This window comes from Acinetobacter sp. RG5, from assembly GCF_031844265.1.
Taxonomy (GTDB): domain Bacteria; phylum Pseudomonadota; class Gammaproteobacteria; order Pseudomonadales; family Moraxellaceae; genus Acinetobacter.
This window is the reverse complement of record NZ_JAUZUV010000002.1, coordinates 1-24596: the sequence shown is the minus strand read 5'-3', so window position 1 is coordinate 24596 and position 24596 is coordinate 1. Positions and strand designations below refer to the sequence as shown.

Annotated in this window: 21 protein-coding genes; 7 read left to right on the top strand and 14 right to left on the bottom strand. The window is 43.4% G+C overall.

The window, feature by feature from the left end:
* Positions 1-17: 17 nt before the first annotated feature.
* Positions 18-992: a class 1 fructose-bisphosphatase gene (locus Q9R21_RS02780; RefSeq protein ID WP_044112048.1), complete on the bottom strand. Its 975-nt coding sequence runs from the start codon at positions 990-992 to the stop codon at positions 18-20.
* Positions 993-1172: 180 nt separating this feature from the next.
* On the opposite strand from Q9R21_RS02780, the gene Q9R21_RS02775 reads away from it, so the two are divergent.
* Complete coding sequence (locus tag Q9R21_RS02775; protein ID WP_004645674.1) at positions 1173-1358, top strand: NF038105 family protein; 186 nt, start codon at positions 1173-1175, stop codon at positions 1356-1358.
* 79 nt (positions 1359-1437) lie between these two features.
* Here the strand turns inward: Q9R21_RS02775 and pal are convergent, their stop codons facing one another.
* From pal to Q9R21_RS02740, 7 genes are all read right to left on the bottom strand, one after another.
* A complete protein-coding gene (gene pal / locus Q9R21_RS02770) occupies positions 1438-2010 on the bottom strand; it encodes a peptidoglycan-associated lipoprotein Pal (RefSeq protein WP_311203682.1) in 573 nt (190 codons plus the stop codon).
* Between the two features lie 54 nt (positions 2011-2064).
* Positions 2065-3348 (bottom strand): Tol-Pal system beta propeller repeat protein TolB, encoded by a 1284-nt coding sequence (tolB, locus tag Q9R21_RS02765; RefSeq protein WP_171056997.1) that lies wholly within the window; start codon positions 3346-3348, stop codon positions 2065-2067.
* A gap of 205 nt (positions 3349-3553) precedes the next feature.
* A complete protein-coding gene (tolA, locus tag Q9R21_RS02760) occupies positions 3554-4843 on the bottom strand; it encodes a cell envelope integrity protein TolA (protein ID WP_311203681.1) in 1290 nt (429 codons plus the stop codon).
* A 3-nt stretch (positions 4844-4846) separates the two neighbouring features.
* A complete protein-coding gene (gene tolR / locus Q9R21_RS02755) occupies positions 4847-5296 on the bottom strand; it encodes a protein TolR (RefSeq protein WP_253172442.1) in 450 nt (149 codons plus the stop codon).
* Positions 5296-5994 carry a protein TolQ gene (tolQ, locus tag Q9R21_RS02750; RefSeq protein WP_129717062.1) on the bottom strand — a complete coding sequence of 233 codons (699 nt, stop codon included), beginning with the start codon at positions 5992-5994 and terminating at the stop codon, positions 5296-5298. Before tolQ ends, tolR begins: the two co-directional genes overlap by 1 nt.
* Before the next feature lie 27 nt (positions 5995-6021).
* Positions 6022-6429 (bottom strand): tol-pal system-associated acyl-CoA thioesterase, encoded by a 408-nt coding sequence (ybgC, locus tag Q9R21_RS02745; protein WP_004645668.1) that lies wholly within the window; start codon positions 6427-6429, stop codon positions 6022-6024.
* Between the two features lie 267 nt (positions 6430-6696).
* Positions 6697-8040 carry an amidohydrolase gene (locus Q9R21_RS02740; RefSeq protein ID WP_311203680.1) on the bottom strand — a complete coding sequence of 448 codons (1344 nt, stop codon included), beginning with the start codon at positions 8038-8040 and terminating at the stop codon, positions 6697-6699.
* A 381-nt stretch (positions 8041-8421) separates the two neighbouring features.
* On the opposite strand from Q9R21_RS02740, the gene Q9R21_RS02735 reads away from it, so the two are divergent.
* Positions 8422-9651: an acetamidase/formamidase family protein gene (locus tag Q9R21_RS02735; RefSeq protein ID WP_311203679.1), complete on the top strand. Its 1230-nt coding sequence runs from the start codon at positions 8422-8424 to the stop codon at positions 9649-9651.
* 137 nt (positions 9652-9788) lie between these two features.
* Complete coding sequence (locus tag Q9R21_RS02730) at positions 9789-10514, top strand: hypothetical protein (RefSeq protein ID WP_253172444.1); 726 nt, start codon at positions 9789-9791, stop codon at positions 10512-10514.
* A 14-nt stretch (positions 10515-10528) separates the two neighbouring features.
* On the opposite strand, the gene ruvB is transcribed toward Q9R21_RS02730, so the two are convergent.
* From ruvB to Q9R21_RS02705, 5 genes are all read right to left on the bottom strand, one after another.
* Positions 10529-11536: a Holliday junction branch migration DNA helicase RuvB gene (gene ruvB, locus Q9R21_RS02725; RefSeq protein ID WP_311203678.1), complete on the bottom strand. Its 1008-nt coding sequence runs from the start codon at positions 11534-11536 to the stop codon at positions 10529-10531.
* 335 nt (positions 11537-11871) lie between these two features.
* On the bottom strand, positions 11872-12474 hold the full coding sequence (gene ruvA / locus Q9R21_RS02720; RefSeq protein WP_004731726.1) for a Holliday junction branch migration protein RuvA: 603 nt from the start codon (positions 12472-12474) through the stop codon (positions 11872-11874).
* Positions 12475-12591: 117 nt separating this feature from the next.
* Complete coding sequence (locus tag Q9R21_RS02715) at positions 12592-13932, bottom strand: deoxyguanosinetriphosphate triphosphohydrolase (protein ID WP_311203677.1); 1341 nt, start codon at positions 13930-13932, stop codon at positions 12592-12594.
* A gap of 195 nt (positions 13933-14127) precedes the next feature.
* Positions 14128-14259 carry a putative transporter small subunit gene (locus Q9R21_RS02710; protein WP_004645659.1) on the bottom strand — a complete coding sequence of 44 codons (132 nt, stop codon included), beginning with the start codon at positions 14257-14259 and terminating at the stop codon, positions 14128-14130.
* 11 nt (positions 14260-14270) lie between these two features.
* Positions 14271-15908, bottom strand: coding sequence for a sodium:solute symporter family transporter (locus Q9R21_RS02705; RefSeq protein WP_311203676.1), 1638 nt, complete (start codon positions 15906-15908; stop codon positions 14271-14273).
* A gap of 1304 nt (positions 15909-17212) precedes the next feature.
* Between Q9R21_RS02705 and purL the strand changes: the two genes are divergently transcribed.
* The 3 genes from purL to Q9R21_RS02690 all read left to right on the top strand — a co-directional run bounded on the left by purL (position 17213) and on the right by Q9R21_RS02690 (position 22322).
* Positions 17213-21046: a phosphoribosylformylglycinamidine synthase gene (gene purL, locus Q9R21_RS02700; protein WP_311203675.1), complete on the top strand. Its 3834-nt coding sequence runs from the start codon at positions 17213-17215 to the stop codon at positions 21044-21046.
* 429 nt (positions 21047-21475) lie between these two features.
* A complete protein-coding gene (locus Q9R21_RS02695) occupies positions 21476-21910 on the top strand; it encodes an abortive infection family protein (RefSeq protein ID WP_311203674.1) in 435 nt (144 codons plus the stop codon).
* Positions 21911-22196: 286 nt separating this feature from the next.
* Complete coding sequence (locus Q9R21_RS02690; protein ID WP_004645654.1) at positions 22197-22322, top strand: KGW motif small protein; 126 nt, start codon at positions 22197-22199, stop codon at positions 22320-22322.
* A gap of 42 nt (positions 22323-22364) precedes the next feature.
* Here Q9R21_RS02690 and Q9R21_RS02685 read toward each other — a convergent pair whose 3' ends face one another.
* Positions 22365-24107 (bottom strand): FAD-dependent monooxygenase, encoded by a 1743-nt coding sequence (locus Q9R21_RS02685; protein ID WP_311203673.1) that lies wholly within the window; start codon positions 24105-24107, stop codon positions 22365-22367.
* A 170-nt stretch (positions 24108-24277) separates the two neighbouring features.
* On the opposite strand from Q9R21_RS02685, the gene Q9R21_RS02680 reads away from it, so the two are divergent.
* The coding region (locus Q9R21_RS02680; protein WP_311203672.1) for a LysR family transcriptional regulator at positions 24278-24596 on the top strand (319 nt) is incomplete at its 3' end.

Here is a 24596-nt window from a genome sequence, read left to right as displayed (position 1 = left end):
GACTGCCGCTATAAAAATTAGTTGTGGTAGCTGGTCACAAGATCAACTTCGTTTTTAGAACCAATGATCACTGGCACACGTTGATGTAGATCTGTCGGTTCGATCTCAAGAATACGCACACGACCTGTAGTCGATGCACCGCCAGCCTGTTCCATGAGCATGCTCATTGGGTTGGCTTCGTACATTAAACGTAGACGGCCTGCTTTAGCCGGATCTTTAAGGTCGTATGGATACATGAAGATACCGCTACGGCAAAGAATACGGTGAATGTCGCCCACCATACAGGCAACCCAACGCATATTGAAGTCTTTTTCACGAGGACCGGTTTTGCCTGCTAACAATTCATCGATATAACGCTGTACTGGTGCTTCCCAATGACGTTGATTCGACGCATTGATCGCATATTCTTTAGTATCTGCAGCTACCTGAATGGCTTCAGAAGTCAGTAGGAATTCTTGAGTCTCAGGGTCATAGGTAAAGAACACTACGCCTGCGCCGACGGTCAATGCCAACATGGTCGATGGACCATAAAGCACATAACCTGCAGCTACCTGATGAACACCGGCTTGCATAAAGTCTTCTGCCTGAGTCACGGCATTTTTTGCAGGAAGAATCGAAAAAATGGTACCAACACACATATTGATGTCGATATTGCTTGAACCGTCTAATGGATCGAACAATACCAGAAATTGACCATTTTCTTGTGCAGGGGTGAATTCATCCAGTTCTTCTGAGGCCAAACCACCCACATTTGGATGTTGCTGCAAGGCATCAATCAAATAGTCATTAGAAATGACATCTAGTTTCTTTTGCTCTTCGCCTTGAACGTTTTCATGCTGTGCACTTCCCAATACACCCGCTAAAGCACCTTTTTGCAGTAATTGATCAATGTCTTTGCAAGTGTTTGCAATCGTTTCAATAACTTGTGCAAGTTCAGGTGTGAGATTCCCGCTTTGTTGTTGTAAAAACTGGGATAAAGTGCGGTATGACATAGGGGAAACTCCAAAACTTAAATCGGGAAAAAATGATCAAAACGATATGCGGCTATATTTTAGATGAGAACGTACTAAAAGAAAAATTAAACTGGATTATTTGTATCGATTTTGCCCTTGCAACTCCTGCGGAAAGTGCTATGTTGAAGACAAAGGAAAATTGAGAATAGGAGCACAGATATGACAACATTGAAGTTTGATGCGACTCCAACACCAAGCGAAGGCATTACTTTAGATGATATCTCTGAAGACAAGATGAAAGAAGCCTGGCGGGATTATGAAGCAAAACCAGAGTACAAACAATTCAATAAACATGACCTGATCGAATCGATGCATCCGGCTGAACAGGATCAGCTTCCAAAGTAGACTGATTCTTTAATTGAAGCCAATAAAAAGCACTCATGATTGAGTGCTTTTTATTTGATGAAACCATCATGAATGAAAATTATTTCAACAATGGTGGTACCGCTTCATAATTAATTTCTACACGGCGGTTTTCTTTCCATGCATTTTCATCATGGCCCGCATTGATTGGCATTTCCTTACCATAGCTGACTGCTTCCAATTGACCAGGATTAACACCAGTCGTTATCAGGAAGCTTTCTACTGCTTTGGCACGACGCTCGCCAAGTGCCATGTTGTATTCACGGGTACCGCGTTCATCGGTATGACCAGTTAAGGCTACACGTGAATTGGCATTGGCCATTAGGAACTGCGCATGGGCTTGCAATGTATTTAGATCTTCATTGCTGAGTTCAGTACTGTCATAGTCAAAATGCACCACGCGTTTTGCCAAGAATGCTTTATTTTCTGCAGTAACGCCTTTTGCCGAAGCGCCTGCCATGTTTTGTGCATTCAGTGCTGCATCTTCACTCAGACCTTGAGTATTCACAGTTGTTGTACCAGTTGTATCTAAACTACCCGTTTGAACTTCAGCGGCAGGCTTACGGCTCGCACAACCTGTCATGACAACAGCTGCTGCTAAAAGTGGCAAGGCAAATAATTTTACTTTGTTCATCTTCATCTCCATGAAGTTTGATTATGGGGTAAAGGGTTTATCAATATAAAAATGTTATTTGGGTGCCCAAGCCGGTTCACGGACTTCGCCCGTTTCACTTGGTAAATTCATACGGAAACGGCCATCCAGCGACATGATCGATAAAAGTCCGCGTGCACCTTCACGGGTGGCATAGACCACCATCTGGCCATTTGGCGAGAAGCTTGGTGATTCGTCCAGTGTAGTTGGCGTCAGAATATTGTTCACACCGGAAGTCATATCCTGAACCGCAACTCGATAGTTACTGCCGCTTGGACGATGAACTAACGCAAGTTTTTTACCATCTGCGCTCAGCGTACCACGCGCGTTGAATGCACCACGGAAGGTCAGGCGTTTATTGCTACTTGATTCAAGATCATGGCGGTAAATTTGTGGAGAACCGCCACGGTCAGAAGTGAAAATAAAGGATTTTCCATCTGGCGAATAACGTGCTTCAGTATCAATGGCACTGTCATTGGTCATACGTTGTAGCTGACGCGTTTCCAGATTCATCTGGTAGATTTCCGGATTGCCGTGCATAGAGGCAGTAAACAGCATGCTCTTACCATCTGGAGAGAAGCTCGGCGCGCCATTCAAGCCGCGGAAGCTGGCCAGTTTTTCACGTTGTCCGGTCGCCAGATCCTGTACATAAATCGCCGGACGTTTGGTTTCAAAGGACACATAAGCGATTTTTTTGGCATCTGGTGTCCATGCCGGAGAAAGGATTGGATCACGTGAGGTCAAAATGGTTTTTGGCTGTTCGCCATCGGTGTCGGCAATCTGCAAGGTATAGCGTTGTTCCGGCGTAGCAGGATTACGCAGCACATAGGCAATACGTCCGCTAAAATCACCAGGAATACCGGTCAATGCCTGATAGATGGCATCACTGATCATATGTGCTGCCTGACGGGTGCGTGAGGCTGGAACGGTCAGCAATTCATTTAATAGATATTGTTTTTTTTCGACATCATAGAGCTGATACTGGATTTCAAAAGAACCATCGGCTGTGGTCTTGGATGAGCCGGTGACTACATAGGGAACACCAGCTGATGCCCAAGCTTCTGCATTCGGATTATTCAATGTCGCTGTTGCAGGCAGGTTTTTTGAAGCACTGGTAAAGCGGCCAGAACGATTCAGGTCATTTTCCACAATAGGATAAATGCTCTGATCCTGACTGAAAGGTACAACGGCAATTTTAGGTGCTGCCTCAGGTGCCTTGGTAATTTCCAGATGCAATTGGGCATAGGACTGGGTTGCCAATACAGGGCTTAAAGCGCTAATGATTGCGAGGCAGAGTAGATGTTTGCGAGTCTTTTCCATCATTCGTTATTTACTCAAATCAACGGATTTATTGTATAGGTGCTTGGGCTACATCATCGCATGGATTTAATAGAATAAAACCATGAATTTATGACCAAACTGTTATGACACTGTGAAAAGTGAATATTATTTAATCAATTTAAAGTGAAGTTTAGCTTAAAAAATAAAAGCCATCACAACATTATTTATGTGATGGCTCCGTTTTTTATTGCGCAGTAAAGGTTGAAGTAAAGCTTCGCGCTTCACGGCGTGCATCTGGATCGGAAGGCATTGGATAAGGTGCAGCAGCACGAACTGCAGCTTCTACACTGGCTTTCATATCGGGATCACTTGCACTTACCACTACAGAAATGACAGAACCACTATCACTTAGCGTGACGCGAGCGTTGGCAGTTTTACCAGATGAACCCACTGGTGTATTCCAAGCCTGTTTAACTTTATTAGTAAAATCGCGCTTCGCAGTGGATGCAATCCGTTTTGATTCCGCTTTTTTCTGTGCAGCTTCTTCAGCAGCCTGTTTAGCGGCTGAAGCTTTGGCATCTGCATCAGCTCTGGCTTTTGCTTCGGCATCTGCTTTGCGCTTGGCGTCTGCATCCGCTTTGGCCTTAGCATCGGCATCTGCCTTGCGTTTGGCATCAGCGTCGGCTTTAGCAGCCGCATCGGCTTTAGCTTTCGCATCAGCATCCGCTTTGCGTTTCGCCGCTGCATCATTTTTAGCCTTGGCTGCCGCGTCTGCTTTGGCTTTTGCTGCTGCATCCGCTTTAGCTTTCGCATCCGCATCTGCTTTACGTTTCGCCGCTGCATCATTATTGGCTTTTGCTGCCGCATCTGCCTTTGCTTTAGCAGCAGCTTCAGCCTTACGTTTGGCATCAGCCTCTGCTTTGGCTTTTGTTGCAGCATCCGCTTTTTGCTTAGCAGCTAAGTCGGCTTTTTTCTGTGCTTCCAGTTTGGCTTTTTGTGCAGCATCGGCTTTGCGCTGTGCATTCAGTTCAGCTTGGCGTGCAGCTTCGGCTTCCGCCTTGGATTTTTGCGCTGCATCCGCTTTGGCTTTTGCCGCTGCCTGTTTCGCCTGTTCAGCGGCTTCGGCACGTTTCGCTGCTTCAGCTGCTTGTTGCGCAGCCTTGGCTTGTGCTGCCTCTGCCGCTTTTAGTTCCTGCTGGGCTTTTTGTGTATCGACTTTAGGAGCAGGCGGAGTCACAGGTACAGCAGGGGCTGCTGTCGGAATCACAGGAGCAGGTTCTATACTGGGTTCAGCAGTCTGGGTAATTTCTTCTGCGACATTTTCATGTGCAGTTTCCTCAAATTCGGTTTCTTCGCGAGTCACCGGTTTAAGGTCTTCTGGCTTGATCAGAACGGTTTTGATCTGTTTTGGCGGTTCAGGGGGGTTACTCATGCCCAGATAAAGTAAGCCCACCAAAGCCACTGCATGGATGCCTAAGGTGAATCCAAGTGCGATGGCTTTTTTCTGAAATGGTGGCTTTTTATAGTCTTTCATACTTTATTCTAATGGCTTGGTCAGTAAACCGACTTGAGAAAGGCCAGCATCTTGCAGGCTGGACATCAAGGCCATGACATCGCCATATGGACGGGTATTATGGCCATTGATCACGACATTGAGCACCTTGTTGTCATTTTGTGCCTGGGTTTGGGCATCAACCAGCGTACGCGTTAATTCTTCCAGTGTGACCGGGCCAGTCGCCTGATTTTTATATTCTAGATAATATGAACCATCTTCTTTAAGCGTGACAATCCTCGGGGTATCCTTGGAATCGATCGGCAATCCATTGGCCTGAGGCAAGTCAACCTTGATACCGCTGGTAATCATCGGAGCGGTGACCATAAAGATCACCAGAAGTACCAGCATGACATCGATATATGGCACCACATTCATGTCACTTTTCAGTGGCTTTTTAATACGCTGAAAGCGTCCTGAACCTTGAATTGCCATTAGTCTTTGTCCTGAGTTACGCCTACAGACTGACGTTGCAATAGCGCTACCATTTCTTCGGCAAACAGCGCACGGTCAGAGTAGACCGTTTCACCTTTGGCCGTAAAATGGTTGAAAGCCAATACCGCTGGAATAGCTGCGAACAGACCGATCGCCGTTGCAATCAAGGCTTCGGCAATACCGGGTGCGACTGTTGCCAAAGTCACCTGATCAACATCTGCCAGGCCAATGAAGGCGTTCATGATGCCCCAGACTGTACCGAACAGACCGACATAAGGCGCAACCGAACCGATACTGGCCAACGCACCCAGACCTTGTTCCAGATGACCTTGGTCACGGCTTAAACCGACACGTAGAATACGTTCAGTTCCTTCAATCGACTGGGCAGTCGGCGCATGGCGTTTTTTCAGTTTCAGGAACTCGCCCAGACCCTGATAGAAAATGTCTTCAAGGCCGGTACGTTTGGAGTTGAGTTGCGCATTGTTATACAGGGTATTCAGCTCAGCGCCAGACCAGAAGATTTTCTGGAAATGTTCATCATCGGCCTGGGCTTTTTTATAACTCATATAGAGCTTGGCAATCAGATACCAGCTATATATTGAGGCTAACAGGAGAGAAAGCATCACCAGTTGTACGACAGGGCTTGCTTGTAAAATAAGATCTGAAACTTGAAGAGATGATTCTAACTGAGTCGCCATAGTTGTTACGTGTGCCAATAAATTTTTTTAGTCTTGTTCCAATTCTTTTTGAATTAGTTCGCGGATTTCATCCGGGAGTCGACGTGGTCGCATCTCTGCACTGATACATGCCAACTCAACCTCACCTGATGCAAGCATGATTTCACCACGATAAATATTTTGTTGCAATACAAATGATGAAGCTTTACATGAAATGACACGTGCCGTAACAGTAATTAAATCATCCATCAGGATCGGGCGCATATATTTGACATTAATTTTATGCACCACAAAATTGTAGTCTGTCTGATGCCAGTAATGGCTCACTCCAGCGGCACGTAACCATTCGGTACGGGTACGTTCCATATAGCGAATATGATTGGCGTGATAGACAATGCCACCCGCATCAGTATCTTCAATATAAACGCGGATATTGAATTCAAAGTGATTCGCCATAGTTTTGTTCCATGCAGATTTTCGAAATTTTTGCTTGTTTTTAGATGCAGGAGAGGGATTAGAATTTGCCGGATTCCTGCCAAAAGTCAAGCAATTTAGCGGTTCAAAGTTTAGCATTGTGAGTTTTGAGACCAATGGCACAAGGTGTCAAATCTGGAGAGAAGTCGCCAAGATGAAGTGCTGAGCGCTTAACAGCTCATTTATAAAACAGCAGCAGATACTAAAATGCGCGAGTCCTTAGAGCCGCGCATTTTTAGTAATAGAAGATTAGCCTTTATTTTTCTGTTTCCAGTTGGCCTGAACCTGCTCGGCCACTTTTGGATAGTCCAGAATAAAACGGACATGGCTTTCGACACCAGTTTTCAGGGTCGCATCATCGACAATGAAATTCGGGTTGTGATTCGGTGTGGCTTTTGTCGGGTCCTGATCTGCCGGTGTAGCACCGACAAACACGAAGAGCGATGGCATGAGCTGACCATAATAAGCAAAATCTTCACTGGCGCTGGCGTTGTTGTCTAACACATGCAATTTATCTTCACCATGCACGCTCGCCAAGGTTGGACGCATCAATTCAGTCAAGGTTTTATCATTGGTAGTCACCGGGGCGTAAGGTGCAATTTCGACTTTCACCTTGACATCATTGGCTGCGGCATTGTGTTCCAGCATTTTTGGCAAGTCTTTTAAAATGCCCTGACGTACATCTTCATTATTGGAACGGATGGTGCCGACCATATTAACCTGATCTGGAATGACGTTACCGGTGGTGCCGCCCTGAATGCTACCAATACTCACTACACCCATTCCTTTAGTCAGGTCAGCTTTACGGCTGATCAGACTTTGTAAATTGGTCACCATCTGGGCAGAAGCATAGATCGGGTCTTTACCTGTCCAAGGCATAGAACCGTGCACCTGACTGCCATTGATCTGAATACGTAAATGATCGGCACTATTCAAAATCGCACCATCTTTGTAGAAGATATTGCCACTTGGCATGCCTGCCATTACATGCATCCCGAAAATCACTTCAGGTTTTGGATTTTTTAAGGCACCGTCGGCAATCATTTTACGTGAGCCAATCTGATCGCCATGAGTGAAGTTATCGATATCTGCACCGCCTTCTTCAGCCGGCTGGAATACAAACACCACTGTCCCCGCAATTTTATCTTTATTGGCGGCCAGAACTTTGGCTGCACCCAATAACATGGCGGTATGTGCGTCATGTCCACAGGCATGCATCACATAAGATTCTTTGCCTTGATAAATGGCTTTTTGCTTGCTGGCGAAAGGCACCGGCGCAGTTTCTTTAATTGGCAATGCATCCATATCTGCGCGTAAGGCCATTACGGGGCCGGGTTTTGCACCTTTTAATACACCGATTACACCGGTTTTGGCATAGCCTTTACGTACTTCAATGCCATAGGATTTTAATTCTTTTTGGACCAGCTCCGAGGTTTTGAATTCCATGTTGCCCAGTTCAGGATGTTGGTGGATATGCTGGCGTAATTTGATGGTGTGTGCTTCAGCAGCTTGTACAGAATCATCAATCCAGTCGGCCAGGCTGAGCTGGCTACAGAAAAGAAGAGGGAGACAAAGGGAGATCTGCTTATACATGTTCATACTTCGGGAGAACCTTAAGAATTTGAAATGGTTAAAGTGATTCTTTAGGATGGCATACTGATCTAAATTCGACCAAAACTCTCTAAGTATTTTTTGATACCTTAAAGGTATTCTGGGTGTTAATATCTGTTCTCAAAGAGCTTTATTTGTTCTTTTACATTGTAAAAATATGTATCTAAATTGATTTTTTATATTTATAAGGTATGAAAATTATAAAAATTACAACTTGAAAAAGAATTAAGGAAAAAAGAAAAAACGATTCCATTTATATTAATAACTCTGATGAAGTGAAGATTTTTTAAACCTCTTAAAATAATTTTGGCACTTAGATTGCATTCATTCTTCCGTAATATTTTTATGACGGAAATTAAACGCATGTTAAAACCTTTGGCTTTATCTCTGGCAGTGGCTTCAAGCTTAAGTTTTATTTCGACAAGCATATGGGCTGAAGACTTTAAAATACTGAAACAGCTGGAAAATAAACCGACATTACTCAAAAGTGGTGAATATAAAGGTCATTATTATGTGCCGAGTACCTTGAATACCATTACGTGGGGTTATCTGCCAAATAAAGATGCAAAACCTGTTTTAACTGTCCCTTCAGGTAGCACAGTTACTTTCGATACGGTTTCACATGAAGGGCTGCTAGAAGATCAGGGCCGCAATGCAGAGAAATATTTCACCTCAAAAGGCGTCAAGCCTGAGCATGTATTGGATGAAGCCAAGCTGATCACGAATTCCAAATTAAAACATGATTTCCATAAAGATGGACCACACATTATTACTGGGCCTGTCTATGTAGAAGGGGCAATGCCGGGCGATATTCTAAAGGTGGAGATTCTAAAAGTTGAACCGCGTGTGCCTTATGGTGTGATTTCAAACCGTCATGGCAAAGGGACCTTACCCGAATTCCCGAAACGTCAGAAACATGAGCATGCATCTCCAGCCAATCCTGAGGCTTATGGCAACGTGTCCATTTTTACCCCAATTGAGAAAAATGCGTATGGTGTATGGGAAGGCGTTTTAAAAACTGAATCTGGTAAAGCGATTCGTTTCCCGCTGAATCCGTTTATGGGCACCATGGGCGTTGCACCAAATACCAGTGAGCCTGTGCACTCTGTGCCACCATCATTTTATGGCGGGAATATCGACATCAATGAATTAGGAGCAGGGGCTACGGCCTATTATCCTGTACAGGTGCCAGGTGCTTTATTCTATACAGGCGATAGTCACTTTGTACAAGGTGATGGTGAGGTGGCTTTAACTGCCCTGGAAGGTTCGGCACGTGCGACTTTAAAATTCACTTTGCTTAAATCTGGAAAAGATAAAATTCCGGGTGCAGAGATTAAACAGCCGCTGGCTGAAAATGCTGAATTCTGGATCACGCCGGGTCTGGATGAAGACTTGGACGAAGCCATGCGTAAATCCACCCGTGAAGCGATCCGTTTTCTGGTCAATGAATATGGCATTTCTGAAGAAATTGCCTATGCCTACTTAAGTGCTGCCACTGACTTTGAAGTGTCTCAAGTGGTGGATCGAACCAAAGGTATTCATGCGATGATTCGCAAAGCGGACTTTAAGGAGTTTAAGAAAGAAGAGAAGTAATTTTTTTTTATTTAGTTTTTTATTTTGTGCTTTTGCCAACTGATTCAGGCATGGTCAGTTGGCTTTTTCTTTTGTGATACTTTGAAAATGTTTAGAATGTTGATAATAAAAATTCATTTAAGTTAAAAGGGGTGGGTGTGGCAGAGCAGAATAATAATGAAGTGATGATTCAGCTTCCGTGGACAGTGCCACAACAACCAAATATACAAACGATCGTATTGCAACAACCTGCTAAAACACACATGGAGTTGAATGCTTCGACAGATAAAACAGCCATTTCCTCTTTTGCACTTTCAGTAGTGATTGCTCTGATTTTCGGTGCATTGGCAACGTGGCTTGCTTATTGGTATGGACGTAAGAGTTTTGAGTTAACTAAACAAGGCTTTAATTTAACATTAGAGCAAATAGGAAAGTCAGTAGAGCAAACACTGAATTCTAATAGAGAACTTTATCAAAGTCAGAAAGACTTGCAATTAATGCAGATTAAGTCTACACATCGACAGGATTGGATAAATAATATTAGAGAGTTATTTAGTGAAATTTTAATTGTAAGAACAAAAATGAATATAGTAATAGCAAATGATTTCTCTGTTCAAAGTAAGGAGGCATTAATAGATTATTTAGTGGAATTTAGAAAACTTACTCATAAAGTTACCTTATATTTAAATCCTTTGGAGGAATCATCGGAAATCATATTATCAGATATGAGAAAAATCGACTCTCTAGTTACTAAGTGCTTTAATAAAGATATTATCGATAATGAGTTGGATGAATTAAGCAAAATACTTATTTCTAAAACTCTTGTACAAAACATTCAAAAACTATTAAAAAAAGAATGGGAAAGAGTTAAAAAGGGAGAATAAATCTCCCTTATGAATTACTTCTCTTTCGGCTCAGGTGGGGTCATCCCAAACTGCAAATACGCCATATTCGTTGCAATACGACCACGTGCAGTACGCATCACATAACCTTGCTGAATCAGGTAAGGCTCAATAACATCTTCAAGCGTGCCTGAATCTTCTGCCATGGCTGCGGCCAAGGCTTCAACACCGGCAGGACCGCCATCAAAACGCTCAAGAAGCATAGATAAATAGCGGCGGTCGAGCGTATCTAAACCATCTTTATCGACTTTGAGCATGTCCAAAGCACGTTGGGCCATATCCTGATTGATTTCACCAGTCCCTTTGACCTGAGCGTAATCACGAACTCGACGTAACAATCGGTTAGCAATACGCGGTGTACCTCGTGAGCGACGGGCAATTTCTTTTGCGCCATCTCCAGTCATCGGTACATCCATCAAGTTGGCTGAACGTTTGACAATGTGGGTTAAATCTTCAACCGAATAAAACTCTAAACGCTGTACGATTCCGAAACGGTCACGCAGCGGAGAGGTGAGTAGACCGGCACGTGTGGTGGCTGCTACCAAGGTAAATGGAGGTAAATCCAGTTTAATCGAGCGCGCAGCAGGGCCTTCACCAATCATGATGTCGAGCTGATAATCTTCCATTGCCGGATACAGGATTTCTTCAATCACGGGTGAAAGACGGTGAATCTCGTCAATAAACAGGACATCACCTTCTTCCAGATTGGTTAGCATCGCGGCTAAGTCGCCGGCACGTTCCAGAACCGGACCAGAAGTTGACTTAAGATTGCCACCCATTTCTCGGGCAATAATATTGGCCAACGTTGTTTTACCCAGACCTGGCGGGCCAAAAATCAAGGTGTGATCAAGGGCTTCTTCACGGCCACGTGCTGCGCCAATGAAAATTTCCATTTGCTCGCGGACCAATGGTTGACCGATGTAGTCATCGAGGGAAGTCGGGCGGATGGCACGATCGAAATGATCTTCGGGTTTTTCAGAACCACTGATGAGACGGTCTTGCATAACGTTTATATACCAATATTTTAGTGATCCTTTGAGCTGGTAATTTTGACACGGTCTCAAATATGGATCTGAATCCTAAGATTTTCGCCTAGGCGAGGAATTGAATTTTTGCAGAGTCTTTCCAATCAGATTTATATCTGAGTATTAACCTGCGGTTCGCCTTACTTTTGTTTCGGCAAAAGTAAGCAAAACCACTGTCATTCGCAAAACTCGTCGAATATTGATTCTTATCGAATATATCGCAGAAACATTTAACTATAAATGTCTCCTGCCTCAAACAGTTGCGAATGACTTTTACACGTATCAGACTTTATCCTGTAACTTGGATATCATCTCTATTTATTCATCGACTTTAATGCAGCCCGGATAATATCACTGGCTTCAGTAAATTCACCTTTGGCAGCATTCACCAGTTTTTGTGCTTCAGCAGGTTTATAGCCCAAGGACTGTAATGCAGCTTCCGCTTCAGCCACGGCTGAATTGCCCATAAACTGAATTTGTGGTGCAGTTGAATTGCTTGGTGCAGCACCTGAAGCCATGGCTTTAAAGCGGTCACGCAATTCAATCATCAAGCGTTCTGCAGTCTTTTTACCCACCCCCGGAACTTTTACCAGAGTGTTGATATCTTCATGTTCAACAGTATGGATCAGCATTTCCACACTTAAAGTTGAAAGGATACCAAGCGCCATTTTCGGACCAACGCCGTTCACCTTTAATAAGGTGCGGAAAATGGTTTTTTCCTGCGCATTGATAAAGCCATAAAGTAACTGGGCATCTTCACGCACAGCCAAATGCGTCCACAAGGTAATTTTCTGGCCTTTTTGCAACTGACAGAAAGTGGTTAAAGGGGTGTCAATCTCATAACCTACGCCGTTCACATTTAATAAAACAGTCGGTGCTTCCAGCGCCAGCACTTCCCCAATCAGGCATCCAATCATTTTTTATACATACTCAAATTTAATACAGGCATAGTAGTCAGCATTTTCGATAAAGGCAAAACTCTATCATTCAAAAGCAGTGATTTTGCTGAGATTGTCATCAGGTGCTCGCTCGCATCAGAGCAATCCGGCTTTATTGCCATGCAGTTCCTGCGCCAGATTATAAGCCTGATGATCGGAGAACTTGGAGACAATATCCAGTACCTGCATAATATTGTCATAATGATCAGCGCTAAACTGCGCACCCGAACGTTTTAAAATAGCCATTAAACGCTGTTCCTTAAAGCTTAAGGTTTTGTGCGGTGTGGTCAGTGGAATAAAGGCATCCAGAATCGTTTGTAAACTTTGATGCGCAATAATTTCCAGACCGGCTTTTTGCGGGTGTTCGAAGATCTTGTCTCGCGCCAGTTCTTTGGCCCGGTTAATGCCAATCTCAATGTCGGCACTACAATAACCCAGCAATGAACCTTGTAGTTGGCCCATCAGAATTTCCTGCTGATGTCGGGCAAAGGCTGTGGTGACTTCATCTACCAGACGTTTCATGACCCGGCCACGTAAGGCGGCAATTTTTTGTTGCCAGGTGGTATTAGGCAGATTGATTTCTTCAGGTGTGCCATATTCTCCCAGCAAGTTCAGAAAGACTGGCTCGACTTCGGCATAACTGAGCATATTCAGGCTAATACCATCTTCCAGATCAATCAGGGCATAGCAGATATCATCCGCAGCTTCTAAGAGATAGGTCAGCGGATGACGACAATAATGATATTCACCAAGCTGGATTAATCCTAGCTGTTCAGCAATTTCCTGCAAAATCTCTTTTTCAGACTGGTAACAACCAAATTTAGGACGTCGGCTGGCCGGGGTGTTGCCGGTCGGGTCAATGGCCTCAGAGACCCATGGGTATTTAAGATAGGCGCCGAGTGTGGCATAGGTCAGACGCATGCCGCCATCATAAGGATGATAATCGATCTTGGTCAGCAGGCGCAGGCCTTGGGCATTGCCTTCAAACTGGCGTACATCGGCTTCCTGTTCAGGACTCAAATCTTTTAAAAAGTCGGTATGAGAAGCATCGTCAAACCATTCCCGAATGGCGTATTCACCAGCATGACCAAAAGGCGGGTTACCAATATCATGCGCTAGACAAGCAGCCTGAATGATGGCACCGACATCGGCCGGAGAAATCCAGGCAGGTAAATTATCTTTGATTTTCTCGGCAGCCAGCATACCCAGTGAACGGCCAATACAGGAGACTTCTAGCGAATGGGTTAAGCGGGTATGAATGCCATCATGCTGGGTCAGTGGATGGACCTGGGTTTTGCGGTTTAACTGCCGGAAGCTTTGGGAAAAAATAATACGGTCATAATCTTTATGAAACGGGCTACGTGCCAGTTCAGTGCTCTGCTTTTTACTACCAATCCGAACTGTCGAAAGCAGTTCTAACCAACGCATTTGAGTCATTTATCATTATTCAGTGATCCACTATTTGCATCATGCCAAAAAACTAGCTCCTGCACTAGGGCAGTGCGACATGAATTGTCATGCTGCCTATTGTTATTTTAGTCAGCTGGAAAAGACTGAGAATTAAAAATCGAAATCATCAAATGAACAATAAAAAGCAGGCTCAATGGCCTGCTTTTTGTTTAGGATGAAGAATCAAATTAGCTCTTCACCATTTTTCTTGGCCTGTTGTGTGTCTTTATAGACATTCAGGCAAATCGTGAACAAGACCAGGCTTGCCACCAATGGCCAAAAAAGTACATATAGGGTCAATAATTGACTTGTCATCTGAAATCTCCTTATTTACTTTTCTCAGATAGCTGGTGAAATTCAATCACCATCTTGTTGATTTGCTTAAAATCAAATTTTTCTTTGCTGTAGAATAGCGTCAACACAGTACATACCAGCGCACTACTGCCATACGCTGTCAGTGAGCTTAACAAGGTGCCGTATTCACGCAAGAAGCCGATGGTCCATGGCATGAAGCCAATACTGGCCAATATGCCAACGACCAGACCCACTTTCTTGCCGAAGAAACCAAAGGTCATCAAACCCAGCACCACACCAATCCCCAGGGTCGCAACGAGTTCAAAGCCAAGTGCGATCAATCCCTGAATCGGAAGCCATTCAAAACGTACTATCAGAAAGCTGAAAAATGCGAGGCCCACTGACCAGTTAAAGGCCCGGGCATTCACCTTGTCCCAATACAGGCTGACAATCACCGGGAATACAATAGAGCCCCAAAGCGCACCCACAAAAATCAGCATCGACAAAATGTCAAACTTCAAGGTGGCAATCACAATCCCCAGCATGGTGGCAACGATCATGGTCATACGGCCAATAAACAGCATTTTCTTTGGATCAGGACGGTTTTTCGCAATCTGTTTGCCATAAATGTCCGTCATGACAATCGCAGACAGGGCAGACAGATCCGAGTCAGCGGTAGAAGACAATGCTCCAATCACCATGATGAATAACAGCGCGACCATAAATGGAGAAAGATAAGTCGCTGCCATTTGCGGAATCAGGTTATTCAGGTTGCCATCAATGGGCTGAATACCTGCAAATAGTGCCAATAACCCCAGCATGCCTAGACCAATGACAATTGCAGCATAACCAATGGTTGCAGTGATAAAACTTGGTTTGATCAGGTCTTCACGGACTGCAAACAGGCGCTGGGCAATGGTCTGATTACCAATCGCGTAGGCCAATACGGCAACAAAAAATGGTGCGCCTTGTTCCAAGAAGGCTGTTTTAGAGAAAAAATCCAGCTGCTCCGGTTGCAGGTTATGAATCCCGCTTTGAAACAGGGAAGGTCCACCTAAGGTGAAGAACAAGGTTGGAATAATGATCACAGCCGCGACAATCATCGCCACCAGTTGACCAAAATCGGTAAACACCGAAGAACGGAAGCCCGACCAGAGGGTATAGGACAGCACACCAATTCCGGTAATCAAGACCCCATGGATAAAGCTGAGGGGAGACAGAATTTCAACCAGCGCACCTGCTGCGGTAAAGTTTACCATCAGACTGATCACGCTTCCGACAATATTGGAGCCTGCCAGAATCATCTGGCTCTGGTTGCCATGCCGGGCATGCATGATTTCTGCCAAGGTATGTGCATTAGGCGCCAGTTCACGAAAGCGTTTGCCGAAGGGATAGATAAATAAAATCATCAGCGCACCCCACAAACCATAGTGTAGGGCACCAGAAACGCCGTATGTATAGCCAGATGAAGCTGCTGCATAAAATGATGCGGCCCAGATCCAGGTGGCGGTCATACTGGCCGCAGACATTCCAAATCCGATGGAGCCATTCGAGACCATATAGCCATCAACATTTTCATTTTTCTGTTTGATACGTAACGATAGTAAAAAAGTGATGCCATAGAAAAGCACCATCAATAGTACAGTTGCTGTACTAGTGAATTGAAACATACATACTCCTTAAGCGGGTCACCTTTTGTTTTTGAAAATTAAATCATTGGTGACAGATTAAGGCTCTAAAATAGACAGAGCAGTGAAGCTATAGAACATCAAAAAATTAGTGTCCGAATATAGAATTTATATTCATCTCTACAGCAGAAAGGAAAAACCATTGCCAGGCCCAGAATTTGGACAATTCCTCAGCAATTCGGTTAGAGCTTAACATAAAATCATCAAATTTACTGATGAAGTGTCTATTTGGTAAGATTCTTAGCTGATATAGACGTGTGAGTCTGTTGCTTTATTAGTTGAATAAAAAAGAAAATTTTAGATATTTTTTTATTAATTACAAATATTTATTTTAAATTTTTCGAGTTAAATAAAACCTGAGAATACGGATTAAATAAAAAAGGTAACAAAATTTTATTATTAATCATTTCTTCATTATTTTTTTATATAGGCATCATAATTCCTGGTAAATTTTCTTATAAATACGAGTGGTATTTTGCTATTTATATTCTGCTTTTTGCGCATAATAGAACTAATGAATAAGTGATGAAATTTCAAAATATTGGCTATGATAGGATAATTTTGTCTATATCATTTTTGGTCTTTTAGATGAGTAAATTTCGCTTAATTATGATCTGAGAAAATAAATATCAAATATGAAAGAATAAAGGGATCAAATAAGGGATTTTATTTTTATTCTTTTAGAAGATGAGAGTAGGTGTCCGGTTTTTTCCCCGCAGATGATGTCAAATTAAAACACCACTCATTATTAATTACTCATTTATATGGCGGAGTAATTTTTGTCGGATGCTGTAATGGCGGAGACGAGCGGAGAATTGCTCTTTGTATTTCATAAAGGCAGAAGACCTTTAACCAGTTTTCTAATCTTAAAAGTCAAAGTTAAGAGTCAATCAAAATAATTAAAAACAGTCTGCAAAAAATACGACTTCATGAAATCTTGTAATCAAGTATTTCATTTTGGCCTAAATCGGAACTTTGACAGGTCATGACAATAAAACCTGAATTTGATTTTGCACTGATTGCTGTTGAAAAATAATACAATTTTTATGCAGAAAATTATTCTGAACCGGTTTTGATTTTTCTTGAAAAAAATGTGTTAACCTGTGCGACTACATTCAATTTTCCTGACTGAAAATAAACGAAATATTTTAAAAGTCCAGGATATTTCAGACGTAGTTTTCTGATTTGGCATCTAGCCGATTTCCTTATTTCACAGTAGAATATGCGCTCTCTCAAGTCACATTGTGGCATGGTTGTTCAGACCATCCCGTGGAGCCAAAATCAGCATGTTTATCGTTGCCGGTGCACCCGCACATTCTTCTTTTAAGAAAACTCAACTATTATCGCGTTTGACGTCAATTAGTTCTGTTCAATCAATTGAAAGTCAATGGGTCTACCTCTTTGACCAAGCGCTCAGCGAGCAACAACAGCAATCAGCTTTACAGCTTCTCAACGATGGTCAATCTTTTGAATTGCACCAGGCTGCAAGTGATGAAATCCAGATTTTAGTCACACCGCGCGTCGGCACCATCTCGCCTTGGTCCTCTAAAGCGACGGACATTTTCAAAAACTGTAATACGCCGGTTCATCGACTAGAACGCGGCGTTTTATTTACTTTGAAGGGCGTAAAAGAGCTCTCTAAAGAAGCATTGCAAGTACTTCACGACCGTATGACCGAAAGCGTATTCAATGCGATTGAAGATGCTGCGGTATTATTTGTAGAAACTGCGCCAAAACCACTGAACTCGATTGATATTCTGGGTGAAGGTAAAGAAGCACTGGTAAAAGCCAATAATGAATTTGGTTTTGCATTATCAATGGACGAAATTGATTACCTGACTGAGGCTTTCATCAAGCTAGGTCGTAATCCGAATGACATCGAACTGATGATGTTTGCGCAAGCCAACTCTGAGCATTGCCGTCATAAAATTTTTGGTTCGGAATGGACGATTGATGGTGAAGTTCAGCCATTGTCGTTGTTCCAGATGATCAAGAACACCTATAAAGAATCACCGACAGATGTATTGTCGGCTTATAAAGACAATGCTTCGGTGATTGTCGGTTCGGATACCCAGCGTTTTTATCCAACTCAAGAAGATAACGGGCATCAGGTTTATAAATACAAGAGCCAAGCTGCTCACATCCTGATGAAAGTGGAAACCCACAATCATCCAACTGCGATTGCACCATTTGCCGGTGCAGCGACAGGTTCAGGCGGTGAAATCCGTGATGAAGGTGCGACTGGTCGTGGCGGTAAGCCTAAAGCAGGTTTAACTGGCTTCACTGTATCTAACTTGAATATTCCGGGTTTTGAACAGCCTTGGGAAGAAAACTACGGTAAACCATCGCGTATGGCATCACCGTTACAAATTATGATTGAAGGCCCATTGGGTGGTGCTGCGTTTAACAACGAATTTGGTCGTCCTGCATTAAATGGTTACTTCCGTACTTTTGAACAAAACGTCAATGGCGATGTTAAAGGTTTCCATAAGCCAATCATGATCGCTGGTGGTTACGGAAATATCCGTCCAGATCACGTTGAAAAAGATCCGATCTTACCCGGCGATTTGCTGATCGTACTCGGTGGTCCAGCCATGCTGATCGGTCTTGGCGGTGGTGCTGCATCTTCTGTAGATAGCGGTAAATTGGGCGAGAACCTAGATTTTGCTTCGGTACAACGTGAAAACCCGGAAATGGAACGCCGTTGCCAAGAAGTGATCGATACTTGCTGGCGCATGGAAGACCACAACCCAATTGTGTCGGTACATGATGTCGGTGCGGGCGGTGTATCAAATGCCATGCCTGAGCTGGTGAATGACCATGAATTGGGTGCGGTGCTAGATCTTCGTAAGATTCCATCTTTAGAACCTGGCATGTCGCCGATGGAGATCTGGTCAAACGAAGCGCAAGAGCGTTATGTATTGGCGATTCGTCCATCTTCTTTAGAATTATTTGAGTCAATCTGTGCGCGTGAACGTTGTCCGTTTGCAGTACTGGGTGAGGCGACTGAAGCACGTCACTTAACCGTTGAAGATCCATTGTTCGGCAACAAGCCAGTGGATATGCCAATGCAAGTGATGCTTGGTGGTACACCACGTATGAGCCGTACCTACGAAACGATTGAACGCAAAGGCGATGACTTTGATGCAGCTAAAGTCACTGATTTAAAAGATGCGATTTATCGCGTTCTTAAAAATCCGACTGTTGCTTCTAAATCGTTCCTGATCAGTATTGGTGACCGTTCGATTACCGGTATGGTCGCGCGTGACCAGATGGTAGGTCGCTGGCAGGTTCCTGTCGCGGATGCTGCTGTGACTACAACAAGCCTTGTTGGTTACACTGGTGAAGCAATGGCAATGGGTGAACGTCCTCCAGTAGCGTTGTTGAATCCTGCTGCATCAGCACGTTTATCTGTGGCTGAATCGATCTCTAACATCATGTCTGCGAAGATTGAAAAAATCAGCGACATCAAATTGTCTGCAAACTGGATGGCTGCTGCGGGTCAACCTGGCGAAGACCAGGCATTGTTCGAAGGCGTGAAAGCCATCGGTATGGAAATGTGTCCTGCACTGGGTATCGCGATTCCAGTCGGTAAAGACTCATTGTCTATGCGTACCACCTGGAATGATGAAGGTGAAGACAAGTCTGTGACTTCTCCAATGTCGGGCGTGATCACTGCATTTGCGCCAGTGACTGATGTGCGTCAAACATTGACTCCTGAACTGAAAGATATTGAATCTATATTGGTTCGTATTGATCTGTCTAAAGGTCAGTTCCGTTTAGGCGGTTCGATTCTGGCGCAGGTATACAAAGCAATTGGTTCAGTTACTCCTGATGTGGATAGCTTCGATGACTTCAAAGCATTCTTCGCATTGGTTCAAGACTGGAACAACCGTGGTTTGATCAAGGCGTATCATGACATCGGTGATGGTGGTTTATTGGCGACTGTTGCAGAAATGATGTTCGCATCACGTCTGGGTGTTGCTCTAGAAGATCAATCAACTGCAAGCCTATTTGCTGAAGAGATTGGTGCAGTTCTACAAATTGCCAAAGCAGATTGGGAAGCATTACAAGCTGAAGTTGCAGCATCTACGCTTAAAGATGCAATTGCAGTGGTTGGTAGTGTAAACAATACGGACCAATTGTCTATCAATGGTCTGGTACTTGAACGTGCTGACCTGCAAGTGGCATGGACTGAAGTTTCTCATCAAATCCAGCGCCTACGTGACAACGTACAAACTGCAGATCAGGAATTTGCCTTAATTACTGATAAAGCGCACAAAGGTATTATCGCCCAACCAACATTCGACTTGAACGAAGCGATTGAAGCACCTTTCATTAACTTGCGTCGTCCAAATATGGCAATTCTGCGTGAGCAGGGTGTGAATGGTCATATTGAAATGGCGGCAGCTTTCGACAAAGTCGGTTTCAATACCGTTGACGTCCACATGAGTGACTTGCTGGCAGGTCGTATCAGCCTGGATGATTTCGAAGGTTTGGTAACATGTGGTGGCTTCTCGTATGGTGACGTGATGGGCGCTGGTGGGGGCTGGGCGAAATCCGTATTGTTCAATGCTAAATTGCGTGACCAGTTTGAGAAATTCTTCAACCGTCAAGAAACCTTCTCGCTCGGTATCTGTAATGGTTGTCAAATGTTGTCTCAATTGGCTCCATTAATTCCGGGTGCGGATGCTTGGCCACGTTTCCATCGCAATACGTCTGAAGTATTTGAAGCGCGAGCAGTGAACGTTCGTGTGGAAAAATCGAATTCAGTATTGTTACAAGACATGCAAGGTTCGATTCTGCCGATCGCTGTGGCGCATGGTGAAGGTCGTGCAGTTGCAACGGCGGAAAACTTTGCTGCACTGAATGCATCGAATCAGGTGGTTCTACGTTATGTCGACAGCCATGGCAATGCAACTGAACAATATCCGTTGAACCCGAATGGTTCACCGGAAGGTATTACCGGTGTAACCTCTCAGGATGGCCGTGCAACGATTATGATGCCGCACCCTGAACGTAACTTCCGCGCGCTCCAGCATTCCTGGAAACCAGAAGACTGGGATCAAGACGGTGCTTGGTTACGTATGTTCCGTAATGCACGTAAATTTATTGGCTAATTGATATAATCAAGAATTAAAAAAGCCCCGAAAGGGGCTTTTTTAATAAGCAAATTATAGATTTATAGGTGATTAGATATAGAATTGAAAAAGATTAAAAAATGAATAAAGAGTCCTCAAATGTCCGATTTAATTGAAAAAGTTTTACTTTTACAAGAATTGCTAATAGCTAGAGCTACTGATACTTATGAAAAAGGTTCTTCAGAGGCATTTATGCAGCTTAGACAATAGTTACTGACATTTAAAAACTTTTATGAATATATTCCATTTTTTATTAAAGACATACGCACATTAGATGAATTTGAAGCTAGGATTAAGTGGGATTTTGAATCTTACGCTGAACGTGAAAATTATATTTATTCGGAATTTAAAGAATTCTTTAATGTATTAGAAAGTCTAGATGTTCCTCCATTGGATCAGGTAGTACAGTTGAAGATTGCTGAATTAAGCTCGGATTATATACATCAAATATGGCAGAAAGCATTAGAGCGAAGAAGTACAGATCCCGAAGGTGCGATTACATTAGCTCGAACACTTTTAGAATCGACCTGCAAATATATTCTTGATGAATACGAAGTCGGTTATGGCAATGCTCCAGATATAAATCAACTGTATAGATTGGTGAGTAAAGAATTAAACCTTGCTCCATCTCAACATACGGAGCAGACTTTCAAACAAATTCTCGGAGGATGTAGTTCCATCATTGAAGGTTTAGGATCATTGAGAAATAAAGTGGGTGATGCTCATGGGCAAGGTAAAATAAACTTTAAACCTTCTCCAAGACATGCAGAATTAGCAGTGAATTTGGCTGGTACAATGTCCGTGTTTTTATTCTCATCTTGGAAATTAAAACAAGGTGAATGAATTTTTTATTATAAATATTGTTTTTAAATAGTATCTTAATTTTACTGTATGGAAAAATTAAAATAAATTCACTAACATAGGATTATTCAACCACCAATTTGGTGGATTTTTGCTTTTTAAGCATTCTGATTTTTTAATTTTTTTTCTTCCTGCTGAGTTGGTTTAGATTTTGCTTTTATATTGTATATAAAGTGCTATGGTATGTTTTATGCACAACTTTATTGCACTATAAAAGAAAGATGGAATAGATCGGTTCAGTATCAATTCTCAAAGATGAGGTGATGACATGGCTAAAACACTTAGAATAATGGATAAGGCGGCAATGCGTCAGAAAGGCTGGATGTTGTTTTGTATTGTTGTAGGACTACAAATATTGTTCGTTGTGGGCAGTTACTTGCTGCAGGGTTCTTGATCATCAGCTTTAAGAAAGCCACCATTAAGGTGGCTTTATAATTTAAATAACCAATTGAACCTGCTTCAATACCGCCTTTAACGTATTTTCATAATCAAAAGCTTTATTGGTACTGTCCTGATAACGCCAAGCCACATAACCATCCGGACAAACCAGTACTGCACCAGATTCATGAATTTCAGACTTGGCATTCCAGGTTCCATACACATCACGATAGTCACGTGAACCAATTTGAATCACATCCAGATAAGGTAAGTTCAGTGCTTCAGCAGCTTGCTTCCATCCTTTACCGGATAAACCTGTGAGCAGGGTAAAGCGACCTTTACCCGTAATATCCAGTGTCGACTGCTTTTGACCTTTGGCATTGATCAGCCAAGTATGCGGAACTTTAGCGCCTGGGCGAGTGGTTGCCTGTAAATAAAGCTGTTGATCTCGCTCAAATCTTTCAGGCTCAGATTCGCTAATCACTGCATTGGAGCTATATCGCTGGTTCAGCTCTACACCTTGTGCATTAAATTCGAAGTTTTTAATTTCCAAAGCTTCAAATAGTTTTTGACGGATTTCAGCACCTTGCTCATCTTCCGAAAAGATACGTTCCAGCATTTGTTTTTGTGTAGTCACACCATTGTCAAAACCAAAGACTTCTTTCAGGTATTTATAATCAAAACGTGATTGATTCGCTCGCGCCACAATTTGCTTGCCGACCGGTGCACGCTCAGTCGTATAGGAATCCAGCAGGGAAGGTGCAGCCCAGCCTTTTACTGCGTATGCTAGTTTCCAGCCTAGGTTAAAGGCATCCTGCATGCAGGTATTTGAACCTAGGCCACTCGATGGTGGATGACGGTGTACCGCATCACCACCGCAGAATACGCGACCTTTAGAATATTCAGTTGCCCAGGTCTGGTTCACATACCAGTACGACAATTTCTGGATTTCGACTTCTTCAACTTTCGCACCGACAAAGGCATTCAGGCGGGCACGTACCTGTTCTTCAGTCACTTGTGGTTCGCCTTTGGAAATGTCAAAGCCCCAACCCATAATCCATTCATGCCATGGCGTAATGGCACGTAACAATCCCATGCCGAGGTCGCCAAAGCTAGCTTCAGGATTCACGATCCATTGCAGAATCGCAGGACGGTGCTGAACGTATTGAGAAAGATCAGCTTTAAAGGTCACATAGACGGTACCGGCACGTGCCATCACGCCTTCCAGTGGCAAGCCGAGCTGTTCCAATACACGAGATTTAGCACCATCCATACCCACCAGATATTTTGCTCTTAAGTTAAATTCAGTATTGGTAATCCGGTTCAGGAAAGTCGCAGTCACGCCATCTTCATCTTGCACATGCGACAGATATTCAGTATTAAAGTTATAAACTGCACCACGTTCACCGGCATTCTTGACTAGTAAAGCTTCCATTTTGGGTTGGATCAAATCAACTAAAGGACATGGGCTGCCTTTGATATAATCGCCATGACGCTCATCACCTGTACCCCATGCACTTAAACGGGCAATTTCTTCACCCACCAGGCTGGTGGTAATCAGGCTTTCGCCCATCTGCTCCCAAGGTGTAGCAATCTCTTTAACCTGTTCTTCAACACCTAAATCACGTAATACTTCCATGGCACGCTGATTGGTAATATGTGCACGTGGACTATTGGCCAGCCAGCTAAACTGGGTAAACAGTTGTACCTTGATGCCATAATTGGCCAAGGCCAGACCTAATGTTGAACCTGCAGGACCGGTACCAATGATCAGAATATCAGTGTCATAGTGTTGTGTCATACAAGACTCCATGTGTATAGGTGAAGAACAAGCTATCTATATGATCAGGCAGTCTAGTAAAACAGGATCTGTTGATATAGCGATATTCATATAAACTATCGACCTATTCTTATTTGCAATACGTGGGTCATAATCTTAAGATGCTGACCTGATCAGAAACCGGGCAGGCTATGGAACTTCGACGTTTACGCTATTTTATCACCGTGGCGCAGCAACAAAGTTTTACCAAGGCCGCCGAAAAGCTGTTTACTGCCCAGCCGTCATTAAGCCAGCAAATTAAGGATCTGGAACAGGAAGTAGGCGTTGTCCTGTTTGATCGTTCATCCAGAAAAGTCAAACTCACCGATGAAGGACAAGCTTTTCAGATCTATGCCGAAAAAGCACTGGAAAATGCCAAGTTGGCAGTGGCAGCAGCACGTCAGGTTGCACAGCAGAAAAACAATCAGATTCATATTGGCTTTCTGAATGTGGCAGAAATCAAAGTGATGC